This window comes from Streptomyces turgidiscabies Car8 (genome assembly GCF_000331005.1).
Classification (GTDB): Bacteria; Actinomycetota; Actinomycetes; order Streptomycetales; family Streptomycetaceae; genus Streptomyces; species Streptomyces turgidiscabies.
Window position 1 is genome coordinate 1 of sequence record NZ_AEJB01000243.1, and the last position, 12,045, is coordinate 12,045.

Sequence of the window (12,045 nt, forward strand, 5' to 3'; positions counted from 1 at the left end):
GACCACGGCGGCGGCCAGTACCACTCCGAACACCGCCAGCGGATACCGGCGCCTGGCCAGCAGCGGTAGCGCCGACAGGACCGCCGTCCGGTCAGCGGCCCCGCTCCTCCGGGGGCCGCTGCTGCTCGGCTTCCTTCATCTGGGGCACCAGGGGTCCTTGGGCCTTTGGTGTGTTGCGGGCGGCCTCGGCGCGCAGAAGGGCGCGCAGGATCGCGTAAGGGTCGATCGCCATGTCGGTGTCCTTGTCCCGTGTGGCGTACTGGGTGTGCTGGGCGTACTGACTGATGGACCGGGGAGCCGGTGCTGTCAGCAGCGCAGGACCACCGAGCGCGGGGCGGGCGTGGGCCGTGGCGGTACGGGGAGCGGGTGGGCCGGACTGGTAGCCCCCGCATGTCGTGCGGCCGGCGGTCCGGGTACGGGCCGCAGGGCTACGACGGTGCGGTGGCCGTACCGGGCCGGTGGGCGCAGGGCGGTGTCGTGGACGTCGTGCTCGGCGGCCGTACCGCTCGAAACGGCCGACTCGGCAGCTCCGCAGTGCGCTGCCGTTCCCGGCACGAGCAGGGCGAGCAGCAGGACGACGACCCGGAGCCAGGCGGTCCGGCGCACGGCGTACTTGGCGTACGGGGTGCGCGCGGCGGGGCTCATGGGAGGTGATCTCCCCGCCGCACGGACAGGGCTGATCCTTCCGGGCCCGAGATCCGCTCACTCGGCCTACCGGCTGGGGGCCGGTGTCGTCGGCGCCTACTTGCCGGAGGCCTTCGCGGCCTTCGCCGCCGCCTTCATCTCCTGCTTGTGGGCACGCACCTTGACCAGGGACTCCGGGCCGGTGATGTCGGCGACGGAGCGGAAGGACTTCGGTTCGCCGTAGGCGCCGGCGGCCTCACGCCAGCCCTCGGGCTGTACGCCGAGCTGCTTGCCGAGCAGGGCCAGGAAGATCTGGGCCTTCTGCTTGCCGAAACCGGGCAGGTCGCTGAGGCGCTTGAGCAGTTCCTGGCCGGTCGTCGCGTCCCGCCAGACGCCCTCGGCTTCGCCGTCGTAGTGCTCGACGAGGTACTGGCAGAGCTGCTGGACGCGCTTGGCCATCGAGCCGGGGTACCGGTGCACGGCCGGCTTGTCGGAGAGGAGCGAGGCGAAGGCCTCGGGGTCGTACGCCGCGATCTCGTGCGCGTCGAGGTCGTCGGCGCCCAGGCGCTGGGCGATGGTCGCCGGTCCCTTGAACGCCCACTCCATCGGCACCTGCTGGTCGAGCAGCATTCCGGTCAGCGCGGCGAGCGCGCTGCGGCCGAGGAGCGCGTCGGCCTCGGGGTCCTGGGCGAGGTGGAGAGTGACGTCCATGGGTCGATCATGCCTCGTACGCGGCGGGGATGCCCTACGGCCGCCAGTACCCCAGCCCGTGCACCCGCTGCTTCGGCAGCCCCGCCTCCTTGCGGAACCAGCTCGTCAGGGTCCGGGTCGTGGCCGTGTCGCAGGCGATCCACACGTACGGGTCGGCGGTGTGTGTCAGGAGGTCCGGGAAGGCGGAGCGGACCTCGGCGACCAGGTGGGCGCCCGCGTCCCGGCGGGGCACCGGGCGGACGTCGTGATGGTCGGGGGTGGTGCGGAAGGGGTAGCCGTCGGTGCCGTGGTCCGACTCGAACCAGATCGTCGCCGGGGTCGAACCGAACGCGTCCAGCAGGGAGTTGAGCGCGGGAAGTGATGCCGGGTCGCCGATCGCGAAGAGGTGCGAGGGGTCCGGCTCGGGCCGGGTGAAGCCGGTGCCCTGGACCGTCGCCTCGATGGTGTCGCCGGGCTTCGCCGCCCGCGCCCAGTCGCTGGCGCAGCCCTCGTGGAGCGCGAATTCGAGGCTGAACGTGCCCGCCCCGGGGTCCGGGTCGACCAGCGTGTACGCCCGCTGGTGCGGCTTGCCCGTGTTGTCGAACCAGAGCCGGACCCACATCGTGGGGTGGACGCCGGTGGCCGAAAGCATGCCCCCGTCGGTGAGGTGGAGGCGCCGGTAGTGCGGGGTGACGTCCTCGGCGTCCGTCACGGTGAAGACGAAGTCCTTGCCCCGGAAGAGCTTGAGGACCGCGCCCTCCCAGCCGCGACGTCCCTGGCCATGGCCCTGTTCCTGCCGGTTCTGCTGCCCCTGTGTCCGCCCCTGCCCCTGCGCCACGGCTTCTCCACCCCTCGCGTACGATTCCGGCACAACTTACTTAGGTAAGGCTAACCTAAAGCACAGTTTCGGACCCGGTGAGGATACAGATATGGCCATCGAGATCTACCGCGACGCCTGGGGGATCCCGCATCTGCGGGCGAGCGACGCGCTCGAACTCGCCCGTGGCCAGGGCCGCGTCACCGCCCTCGACCGGGCCTGGCAGCTGGAGGTCGAGCGCCACCGCGCGCAGGGCACCTCGGCCGCGTTCCTCGGCGCCGAGGCTGTCGGCTGGGACGTGTTCGCCAGACGCGCCCGCCTCGACGACACCGCGAGGCACTGCTACGCGACCCTGGAGAGACGGGACCCCGAAACCGCCGCCTGGGTGCGCGCTTACACGGACGGTGTCAACGCCGGGCTGGGCGAAGGGGCCCGCCGCGCACCCGAGTTCGCCGCGACCGGCCTGGTCCCCGGGCGCTGGGAGCCCTGGACCCCGCTCGGCGTCTGGCTCGCCACGCACGTCCTGTTCGCCGGCTTCCCGGCCAAGCTCTGGCGCGAACAGGTCGTCGCGCATCTCGGCGCCGACGCCGTCGCCCTGTTCGCCACCGACGGACCCGGCACCTCCGGCAGCAACGGCTGGCTGGTGAGCGGCGAACGGTCGGTCACCGGGCTCCCGTTGCTCGCGGGCGACCCGCACCGCTATATCGAGGACCCCGGCGTCTACCAGCAGGTCCGGCTCTCCTGCCCGGAGTTCGACGTCGTCGGGTTCGCCGTCCCGGGCGTTCCCGGCATCGCCCACTTCGGCCACACCGGCACGGCCGCCTGGGCCATCACCAACGCCATGGCCGACTACCAGGACCTGTACGAGGAGCGGATCCGCCGCGCGGGTACGGGAGTTGAGGCACTCGATCATGACGGGGAGTGGCGGCCCGCTCATGTGCACCGGGAAGTGGTCGAGGTCGCGGGCGGAGAGCCCGTCGAGGTCGAGGTGACCGAGACCGGGCGGGGGCCGGTGGTGATCGGCGGCCCCGATGACGGCCGTACGGCGACCATCAGCCTGCGCTGCCCGCCCCGCGTCACCGGCGACCTCGGCTTCTCCACCCTCCTCCCCCTTCTCCGCGCCCGCCGCGTCGCCGACATCGACCGGGCCCTCGACCTGTGGGCCGAGCCCGTCAACGTCGTCCATGCCGCCGACACCGAGGGCGGGCTGCTGCACCGGGTCGCGGGCCACGTTCCCGTACGCGCCGAGGTCAACCGGACCCGGCTCGCGCGGGCCTGGGAACCCGGTCACGAGTGGCAGGGCCGGCACGAGACGCCGTACGCCAGCATCGACGACGGTCTCGCCGTCATGGCCAACCAGCGCGGCCCGTCGGCCCCCCTCGGCGTCGAGTTCGCACCGCCGCACCGGGCGGCCCGTATCCGCGCCCTCCTTGAGGAGCGGGAGCAGTGGTCGGCGGCCGACCTGCCCGCCGTCCACATGGACACCCACCTCGCCTCCGCCGGCCCGCTCCTCGGCCTCCTCGCCGACCTCGACGGACTCTCGGACGAGGAGGCGGAGCTCCGTGACCGGCTTCTCCGCTGGGACCGCCGGATGGACGCCGACAGCACGGACGCGGCGTCGTACGCGGCCCTGCGCTCCGCCGTCGTACGCCGCCTCGCCGCCCACCCCGCCTTCGCCGCACTGGCCGTCCCGCCCGCGTACCCGGAGGTCTTCCGCCCCTGGCTCGCGCTGCTCCCCCGGATCGCCTTCGCACTCGAAGGGCTCCTGAAGGCAGAGGAGTTGTACGGGATCGACCGCGCCGCCCTCGTCAGGGAAGCCGTCACCGAGGTGGCCGCCGAGCCGACGACCGGCGCCGCGACCTGGGGCGAGCGTCACCGGCTGGTCCCCTGGCGGGCGCTGCCCACCACCCCGCACTCGGTGTACGACGAGCAGGCCCTCTCCGGCGACCACGACTGCGTGCTCTGCACCTCCTCCGTTCCCGGGCTCACCGACCTCAGCGCGCGCGGGCCCGCCGCCCGGTACGTCTGGGATCTGGCCCGGCGCGAGGACAGCCTCTGGGTGGTGCCCCTCGGCGCCTCCGGCGTACCCGGCTCCGCCCACAACCGCGATCAACTCCCCTTGTGGACAAGGGGAGACCTCGTCCCGGTCGTCACCGACTGGACGCGGCTTATGAAGGAGAACTGACGATGACCGACGTAACGACCGCCGAGCCGTACACGGCCCGGGCCGCCCTGCACGAGCGAGTGGTGGACGGCTTCGGTGCCGTACATGTGCTGAAGCTCGACCCCGTCGCCGACGCCGGCGTCGTGCACGGCTGGGTCAGCGGGCAGGAGGCCGGGTTCTGGGGCATGAACGGGCTCACGGAAGAACAAGTCGCCGAGATCTACGGCCACTTGGACGCCCTCGACACCCATCACGCCTACCTGCTGGTGAAGGACGGTACGGCGGTCGGGCTGCTCCAGACGTACGAACCCGACGCCGACCGGGTGGGCGAGTGCTACCCCGTCGAGCCCGGCGACATCGGCGTCCATCTGCTGCTCGCGCCCGTCGGGGCGGAGGGCGGGCGGCCCGGATGGTCCGGCGCGCTGATGGGGGTGCTGGCGGAGTTCGTGCTGGTCAGGCTCGGGCGGCGGCGGGTCGTGGTCGATCCCGATGTGGCGAACGACAAGGCCGTCGCCCGTTTTCTGCGGCAGGGGTTCTCGGCCGGCCCCGTCGTCGTCCTGCCCGAGATCGATCTGCCGGACGTGTACCTGCCGGAGAAGCGCGCCCAACTGGCTTTTCTGCGCCGGGAGGTAGCTTTTCCCGGGTGACTCCGACCTCAGGACATCCGACGCCCGCCGACCTGATCGCCCACTACGGTCTGGAGCCGATCCCGCGTGAGGGCGGGCTCTTCCGGCGAACGTGGGCGGGGCCCGAGCGGGCCGACGGGCGGCCGGAGGGCTCGGCGATCGTCGCGCTGCTGACCGCCGAGCCCGGTGACTTCTCCGCGCTGCACCGGCTGCCGTCGGACGAGGTCTGGCACTTCTACCTCGGTGATCCCCTCGAACTGCTGCTCCTCGCACCGGACGGCACCTCCCGGACGGCCGTGCTCGGGCCCGGCCTCCTGCACGGGCAGGAGCCCCAGCTCACCGTGGACGCCGGTACCTGGATGGGCGCGCGGGTCGTCCCGGGCGGCGCGTGGACGTTCTTCGGGTGCACGATGGCGCCCGGGTTCACGTACGAGGGGTACGAGCACGGGGACGCCGTCGAACTGGCCGCGCGTTATCCGGCCGAGGCGGCTCGCATCGGGGCACTGTGTCGGCCATGAGTCCATCTCCGTCGTCATCCACGTCGCCGTCCACGAATTCATCCACGTCGTCCATCAGTTCCGCGGGGCTTCTCGCCGGGCAGGTCGCTCTGGTGACCGGGGCCGGTGGTGGGATCGGGCGCGGCATCGCGTCGCGGTTCGCGGCGGAGGGTGCCGCTGTCGCCGTGCACTGCCGGACGTCGGACGCGGGTGCCCGTGCGGTGGCCGCGCGCATCGAGCAGTCGGGTGGGCGGGCCGTCGTACTGCGGGGCGATCTGACCGTCGAGGACGAGTGCCGGCGTGTGGTGCGGGAGGCCGCCGAGTGGGGTGGCGGGCGGCTCGACGCGCTGGTCAACAACGCGGGCGTGCAACCGGTCCAGGAGCTGGCCGGGATGACGGTCGCCGACTGGCGGGCGGTCGTCGACACGAACGTCCTCAGCGCCTTCGCCTGCACGCAGGCCGCCGTGGAGGTCATGCGGGAGCAGGCGGGCGAGAGCGACAGCCGGGGCGGGGGGAGCGTCACGCACATCGCCTCCATCGAGGCCGCGCATCCGGCGCCCGGTCACGCCCATTACTGCGCCTCGAAGGCGGCGATCGTGGCGCATGCCCGGTCGGCGGCTCTCGAATACGGGCCGTACGGGATCCGCGTCAACACCGTCTCGCCCGGGCTCGTCGACCGGAAAGGGCTCGCCGACGACTGGCCCGAGGGGGTGCGGCGATGGCAACAGGCGGCGCCCGTACGGAGGTTGGGGCGGCCCGAGGACATCGGCGACGCGTGCGTGTTCCTCGCCTCCCGGCTGGCGTCCTGGGTCAGCGGGCACGACCTGGTGGTCGACGGCGGGGTGTCCGCCCGCCCCACGTGGTGAAGACCACGGCGAATCCGGTTCCGGTGGGGTGAGCGGGGCAGCAGGATCGTCCGTACGTATACGAGAGCCGAAAAGTCCCGAAGACGGAGAAGCTACGTGGGCCGACTGCGGAACCAAGGGCGCGACGACCGACGAGCCGGCGGAGGCGAGCGCACGGAGACCGGCCGACGGACGGTCGAGCCGACAGGCAGACGGCCGGGCCGGCGGACAGGCGCACGGTACGTCCGGGGAGTTCAGCGGGCGGTGCTGCTCGGCACCGCGCTCGTGCTGTTCCTCCTCGTCGGCGGGGCGGGTACCGCGTCCGCGCACGCCGCTCTCCGGGACACCGACCCCCGGGACGGAAGCGTCCTCGACTCCGCGCCCCGACAGGTCACCCTGAGCTTCACCGAGTCCGTCGGCCTGCTCGACGACTCCTTCCGCGTCTTCGACCCCGACGGCCGGCGCGTGAGCACCGGCGAGGCCAAGCATGTGGAGGGCCGTTCCGACGGAGTGCGCGTCAGCCTCCCCAAGGGCCTCGGCAAGGGCACGTTCACCGTGGCCTGGCGGGTCGTCTCGGCGGACAGCCACCCCATCTCGGGCGCCTTCACCTTCTCCATCGGGGAGGCCTCCGCGACTCCGGCCGTGGTCGACACCGGCCCCACGGAGAACGCGGCCACCAGCGCCCTCCACGACGTCTTCCGCTATCTCGCGTACGCGGCTCTGGCGCTGCTGGTCGGCACCGTCGTCTTCGTCCTCGTCTGCCGGCCGCCCGGCACGGGCCCCCTGCGCAGGCTGGTCCTGACGGGCTGGTGGACCCTCCTGGTGTCCACCGTCGCCCTGCTTCTGCTGCGCGGCCCGTACGAGGCCGGCACCACACCCGCCGCCGCCTTCGACCTGGCGGTCCTGGAACGGACCGTGACCGGCAGGCCGGGCCTGGCACTTCTGGCCCGGCTCGCTCTGCTGGCGGCAACAGCCGTACTGCTGGCGGTAGTCGTACGCCGCCGACGGCAGGCCGACGGAGAGACGGGCGTTGGCCAGGCGACCAACAACCAGCCGGACGTTGGCCGGCCGGGTGTTGACCTGGTGGGCGGCGACCGTGCGCAGTCGGTCCTCCTCGGTGTCGGGGGTGTGCTCGCGCTCGGTCTCACGCTGACGTGGGCCGCCGCCGAGCACGCGTCGGCCGGTATCCAGGTGCCGGTGGCGATGACCTCCTCGGTGCTGCATCTGCTCGCCATGGCCGCGTGGTTGGGCGGCCTCGCGGCCCTGCTCACCCTTCTCCAGGCGGAGGAGCCGCTCCCGGCGTCCACCGTCACCCGTTTCTCCCGGCTGGCCTTCGCCTCCGTGGCCGTCCTGACCGTCACCGGCGTCTACCAGTCCTGGCGCGGCCTCGGCTCCTGGGACGCGATCACCGGTACGTCGTACGGCCGCATCCTGATCGCCAAGGTGTGCGCGGTGGCGCTGCTGCTGGTGGCGGCCGGGTTCTCGCGCCGGTGGACGGGACTGTTGTCGGCACCGGAGGCGGCGGAGGCGGACACCGAAACGAAGGCTGAGGCGAAGGCCGAAAGGAAGGCCGAGGCGAAGGCCGAGGCGAAGGTCGCCGAACGGGTGCCGGAGACGGTCGGCGGTCCGGCGAATCGGCCCGGTGAGCCCGTTGAGGCCGTTGAGGCCGGTGAGAACGACGCCCCGGGCGAGATTTCCCCGGCCGACTCACCCTCCCTTTCCCTTTCCCTTTCATCTTCTTACCGTCGGCGGCTCCGCCGTTCCGTGCTGGCCGAAGTGGCCATCGGGATCGCGGTGTTGGTGATCACGACCGTCCTGACGACCACCCTGCCGGGCCGGGCCGCGGCCGAGGCGGCGGAGGCCGCCAAGGACGCTCCGACGCCCGGAGTGATCAGCGCGTCCACGACGACGATCCCCTTCGACGTCGGCACACCGGGCGGACACGGCAAGGTGCAGGTCACCCTCGAACCCGCCCGGGTCGGCGAGAACACCGTGCAGGCCGTGGTGTTCGGCCCTGACGACGGCTTCGCGATCGTCCCCGAACTCCGCATCTCCTTCTCCCTCCCCAGCAAGGAGATCGGCCCCCTCAACGCCGAAGTCACCGACCTGGGCGGCTACTGGGGCACCAACAGCCTCAACCTGCCGATCGCCGGCACCTGGACCATGAAGGTCACCATCCGGACGTCCGACGTGGATCAGGTGAGCGTGTCGCGGAAGGTGAAGATCGGTCGCTGAAGTCGCTGAACCGGCCCGAAGGCAGGAGCCGCCAAGGCGTTCGCAACCGTCGCCGTCGTGCCTGGTGCGGAACCACATCGCCAGGGCGATCGGGTACACCAGATAGCCGAATCGGGTGGCCGGTATCAGGCACATCGCCAGGCCCAGGCCGACGGCGAGCCGGTCGGCCGCCGCCCGGACGGTGCGCGGCGGCCGGACCACGAGTGACGCCGCCACCGCCACGGCACTCGCGACCAGCAGCGCGACCGCGAGGACGAAGCCGCCGGGTACGTACTCGGCGAGCAGATGGCCGGGCAGCGGGCTCGTCGCCGGGGAGTGGACGCCGCCCTTGCCCAGCGGGAACAGCACCACGTGCTCGACGAAGGCGTGCGGGTCGGCCAGGGCGACCGGCACGACGGCCGCCGCCGCTGTCAGGAGAGCGGTCACCGTAGCCCGTACGGCCGTGCGGCGGCCCGCCGTGACGGCGATCAGGACGAGACCGACGGGGAGAAGGGGCCAGGCGGTCCACTTCAGGGCCGCCGCGGCGCCCGTCGCCAGCCCGGCCGCGACCCCGGCAGCCCGGCCGGAGCCGCTCCGGCCTGCCAGCGCGAGCCCCAGGCCCATCAGCCCGATCACCGGCAGGTCCACCCCGCCGACGGCGAGAGGCAGCGCCACGGCCGGGAAGGAGAGCAGCAGGGCCGCAGCACGGGCCGAGCCGCTCCGTCGCGCCCGATCGGCCGTACGGGACCTGTCGGCCGTACGGGACCTCCCGGCCGTACCGGCCCTGGTCGTGGCGTACAGGCAGGCGACGAAGGCCGCGCAGAACCACAGCCGGGCCTCCGCGAGCGGGGCCAGCGGGGTGTCGCCCAGGAGGGCGTGCGGGAGTCCGAAGACGGCCATGCCGGGCAGGTACGGGTTGTAGTCGTCCACGGTCACGGGGTGGGGCACGTACGGGCTGCCCGTGTGCAGCAGCAGGGCGCCCGAGTGTTCGACGACCCCGACCTCGGACTGGGCCGCGCCGAGCACGACCAGCAGGGCCAGGGGGAGCAGCACCGCGCCGACGGTGGCCACGCGCAGTGCTGCCCGGCTCTCCCAGGGGCGTGGGGCACGGGCGGCCAGTATCGCCGCCGTGCCGTATCCGAAGGCCGCGCAGAGGCCCCACACGCGGTGCGGGGTCAGGGTCGTGGCCAGCGCCAGGCCGAGGGCGAAGACGGCGCAGGCCAGGAAATGGACGGCGTCCCAGCGGACCGGGCCTCGGGTGAGAAGCCGGGTGGGACGCCGACCCGGACGCCCCTCCGAGGACTCGGCCGAGGGCTCGGTGAGGTGCCTGCCGGTCGCCGGGGGCACCGGGGCGGTGGTCGTGCTGGACATGGGCGGGCTCCTGCCGGCTGCGGCTGACATGGCGCGATCACCTGATGCGTGGGCTGACGCGTCGGCTGATGCGTCGGGCCGATGGGTCGCCTGGCGTGATCGTCACCAATGTCGTTTGCGGGACGGTCCGCCCGCCTCGGCCGAAAGGTCACTGTTCGTACTCGGGGGAGGCGTGCGCCCTGGCCGAACGGCCGAGGGGAGGATTTGCGTCGCGCGTTTGCCAGCTGTCTGTTAGCAAAGCTTCACGTCCGGGTGTCCATCACGTTTCAGGCACGGCGGACTCCGCCTCTTGACGAGGGGCCGAACAAGGGGCTGTTATTGCCGCCACGATGTTCGGTCAAGTTGATTTCTGGTCGATTTAGATCAGCATGGACCCAGCGTAGTCGTGACCTTGCTCCCTGTTTCGGGGGGTCTGTCCTCAGGAGTCGTCATGCATCACACCCCCTCCGGTCTGTCCGTCCCGGGCCCGAGCCGCCGCACCCTGCTGCGTGGCGTCGGCGGCGCGGCGGCCCTCGGCGCTGCCGTTCCGCTGCTGAGCGCCTGCGGCGGCAGCGACTCGGGTTCCGACGCGAAGACCGTCACCCTCGGCTCGAACTCGTCGGACGCCGTCCCGAAGAAGGCCTTCGCCGAGATCTACGCGGCGTTCACGAAGAAGACCGGCATCAAGGTCGACGTGAACACCAAGGACCACAACACGTTCCAGGAGCAGATCAACTCCTACCTCCAGGGCACCCCGGACGACGTGTTCACCTGGTTCGCCGGCTACCGCATGCAGTTCTTCGCGGGCAAGGGCCTGGCCAGCCCGATCGACGACGTGTGGCAGAAGATCGGGAGCGACTTCCCCGACGCGATGAAGCAGCTCAGCAAGGGCGCGGACGGCAAGTACTACTTCGTGCCGCTGTACACGTACCCGTGGGCGATGTTCTACCGGAAGAGCGTCTTCAAGGAGCACGGCTACGAGGTGCCCACCACCTGGGCGCAGTTCATCGCGCTGTGCAAGCAGATGAAGAAGGACGGCCTGGTCCCGATCGCCTTCGGCGACAAGGACGCCTGGCCCGCGCTCGGCACCTTCGACCAGATCAACTTCCGGACCAACGGCTACGACTTCCACGTCGAGCTGATGGCCGGAAAGGCGTCCTGGACCGACGCGAAGGTTCGCGCCACATTCGACAACTGGGCTGAAATTCTCCCCTACAGCCAGGAGGGATCGACGGGTCGCACCTGGCAGGACGCGGCCCAGACGCTCGTGTCGAAGAAGGCCGGCATGTATCTGCTGGGCACCTTCGTGGGCCAGCAGTTCACGAACGCGACCGATGCGGCGGACCTCGACTTCTTCGCGTTCCCGGAGATCGACCCCTCCTTCGGGCAGGACACGGTCGAGGCGCCGACCGACGGCTTCATGCTCAGCAAGTCCCCCAAGAACAAGGCCGGTTCCGTCCAGCTGCTCGAGTTCCTGGGCACCAACGAGGCCGAGCAGATCTACCTCAAGGCCGACCCGAACGTCGTCGCCGCCTCCTCCACCGCCGACACCTCCTCGTACACCCCGCTGCAGAAGAAGGCGTACGCGATGATCAGCGGCGCGAAGAGCCTCACCCAGTTCATGGACCGTGACAGCCGTCCGGACTTCACCTCCACGGTGATGCAGCCCGCGCTGCAGAAGTTCATCCGTGAACCCAAGGACATCGACAGCCTGCTCGCGTCCATCGAGCGCCAGAAGAAGACGATCTTCGCCTCCTCATGAGCAACTCCGACTCGATCCCCGTGATCCCGGGGGCGGACCCCGACAGCGGCCCCGCCCGCCTGGTTCTTCCGCGCCCACCCCGAAGCCCTCCCGGTGGACAAGGACGGACGGCGCCTGTTCTACGGCAGCCGCCAGACGTTCTGCCCCTCCAGCCCCGCCTACCGCGAAGCCGCCCTGCGCATCGCCGGAGCACTGGCGGAGCGGTACGCCGACCACCCGGCCGTCGCCATGTGGCACGTCCACAACGAATACGGCTGCCACAACCCCGCCTGCTACTGCGACGAGAGCGCGGAGGCCTTCCGCACCTGGCTGCGCGCACGCTACGGGGACGACCTCGCGGCGCTGAACGACGCCTGGGGCACCACCTTCTGGAGCCAGTGGTACTACGACTGGGCCGAGATCATCCCGCCCCGCGCGACCGGCGCCGTCCCCAACCCCACCCACCAACTCGACTGG

General features: G+C 71.7%; 10 protein-coding genes and 2 pseudogenes. 7 read left to right on the forward strand and 5 right to left on the reverse strand.

The annotated features are described in order from the left end of the window. Nucleotides 1–91 precede the first annotated feature (91 nt). The 4 genes from STRTUCAR8_RS53370 to STRTUCAR8_RS15995 form a co-directional block, all read right to left on the reverse strand. Nucleotides 92–232 (reverse strand): hypothetical protein, encoded by a 141-nt coding sequence (locus STRTUCAR8_RS53370; RefSeq protein WP_006376823.1) that lies wholly within the window; start codon nt 230–232, stop codon nt 92–94. Between the two features lie 74 nt (nt 233–306). Continuing rightward, on the reverse strand, nt 307–645 hold the full coding sequence (locus STRTUCAR8_RS15985; RefSeq protein WP_006376827.1) for a hypothetical protein: 339 nt from the start codon (nt 643–645) through the stop codon (nt 307–309). Between the two features lie 96 nt (nt 646–741). After that, complete coding sequence (locus STRTUCAR8_RS15990) at nt 742–1,335, reverse strand: HhH-GPD-type base excision DNA repair protein (protein ID WP_006376830.1); 594 nt, start codon at nt 1,333–1,335, stop codon at nt 742–744. Nucleotides 1,336–1,369: 34 nt separating this feature from the next. Continuing rightward, nucleotides 1,370–2,152, reverse strand: a complete 783-nt coding sequence (locus STRTUCAR8_RS15995; RefSeq protein WP_006376829.1) for a siderophore-interacting protein — start codon at nt 2,150–2,152, stop codon at nt 1,370–1,372. Between the two features lie 91 nt (nt 2,153–2,243). Here STRTUCAR8_RS15995 and STRTUCAR8_RS16000 point away from each other — a divergent pair, with 91 nt between their 5' ends. The 5 genes from STRTUCAR8_RS16000 to STRTUCAR8_RS16020 all read left to right on the forward strand — a co-directional run bounded on the left by STRTUCAR8_RS16000 (nt 2,244) and on the right by STRTUCAR8_RS16020 (nt 8,498). After that, nucleotides 2,244–4,316 (forward strand): penicillin acylase family protein, encoded by a 2,073-nt coding sequence (locus STRTUCAR8_RS16000; protein ID WP_006376826.1) that lies wholly within the window; start codon nt 2,244–2,246, stop codon nt 4,314–4,316. A 2-nt stretch (nt 4,317–4,318) separates the two neighbouring features. Next, nucleotides 4,319–4,942 (forward strand): GNAT family N-acetyltransferase, encoded by a 624-nt coding sequence (locus STRTUCAR8_RS16005; RefSeq protein ID WP_006376820.1) that lies wholly within the window; start codon nt 4,319–4,321, stop codon nt 4,940–4,942. Further along, nucleotides 4,939–5,439 carry a cupin domain-containing protein gene (locus tag STRTUCAR8_RS16010; protein WP_006376824.1) on the forward strand — a complete coding sequence of 167 codons (501 nt, stop codon included), beginning with the start codon at nt 4,939–4,941 and terminating at the stop codon, nt 5,437–5,439. Before STRTUCAR8_RS16005 ends, STRTUCAR8_RS16010 begins: the two co-directional genes overlap by 4 nt. Continuing rightward, nucleotides 5,436–6,284 (forward strand): SDR family NAD(P)-dependent oxidoreductase, encoded by an 849-nt coding sequence (locus STRTUCAR8_RS16015; RefSeq protein WP_006376822.1) that lies wholly within the window; start codon nt 5,436–5,438, stop codon nt 6,282–6,284. Before STRTUCAR8_RS16010 ends, STRTUCAR8_RS16015 begins: the two co-directional genes overlap by 4 nt. A 243-nt stretch (nt 6,285–6,527) precedes the next feature. Next, the gene (locus tag STRTUCAR8_RS16020; RefSeq protein WP_006376828.1) at nt 6,528–8,498 is read left to right on the forward strand and encodes a copper resistance CopC/CopD family protein; all 1,971 of its coding nucleotides are present in this window, start codon (nt 6,528–6,530) and stop codon (nt 8,496–8,498) included. 183 nt (nt 8,499–8,681) lie between these two features. On the opposite strand, the pseudogene STRTUCAR8_RS49760 reads toward STRTUCAR8_RS16020, so the two are convergent. Next, nucleotides 8,682–9,878, reverse strand: a pseudogene (locus STRTUCAR8_RS49760) (glycosyltransferase 87 family protein); the annotation flags it as partial. Nucleotides 9,879–10,278: 400 nt separating this feature from the next. On the opposite strand from STRTUCAR8_RS49760, the gene STRTUCAR8_RS16030 reads away from it, so the two are divergent. Then, nucleotides 10,279–11,589 carry an ABC transporter substrate-binding protein gene (locus tag STRTUCAR8_RS16030; RefSeq protein WP_006376825.1) on the forward strand — a complete coding sequence of 437 codons (1,311 nt, stop codon included), beginning with the start codon at nt 10,279–10,281 and terminating at the stop codon, nt 11,587–11,589. Between the two features lie 36 nt (nt 11,590–11,625). Next, a pseudogene (locus tag STRTUCAR8_RS16035) lies at nt 11,626–12,045 on the forward strand (beta-galactosidase); the annotation flags it as partial.

Excerpts from the sequence above, each read along its gene's own strand:
- STRTUCAR8_RS16015 (WP_006376822.1), top strand. The coding sequence starts at position 5,436 with ATGAGTCCATCTCCGTCGTCATCCACGTCGCCGTCCACGAATTCATCC.
- STRTUCAR8_RS16030 (WP_006376825.1), top strand. The coding sequence starts at position 10,279 with ATGCATCACACCCCCTCCGGTCTGTCCGTCCCGGGCCCGAGCCGCCGC.
- STRTUCAR8_RS53370 (WP_006376823.1), bottom strand. The coding sequence starts at position 232 with ATGGCGATCGACCCTTACGCGATCCTGCGCGCCCTTCTGCGCGCCGAG.
- STRTUCAR8_RS16000 (WP_006376826.1), top strand. The coding sequence starts at position 2,244 with ATGGCCATCGAGATCTACCGCGACGCCTGGGGGATCCCGCATCTGCGG.
- STRTUCAR8_RS15990 (WP_006376830.1), bottom strand. The coding sequence starts at position 1,335 with ATGGACGTCACTCTCCACCTCGCCCAGGACCCCGAGGCCGACGCGCTC.
- STRTUCAR8_RS16005 (WP_006376820.1), top strand. The coding sequence starts at position 4,319 with ATGACCGACGTAACGACCGCCGAGCCGTACACGGCCCGGGCCGCCCTG.
- STRTUCAR8_RS15985 (WP_006376827.1), bottom strand. The coding sequence starts at position 645 with ATGAGCCCCGCCGCGCGCACCCCGTACGCCAAGTACGCCGTGCGCCGG.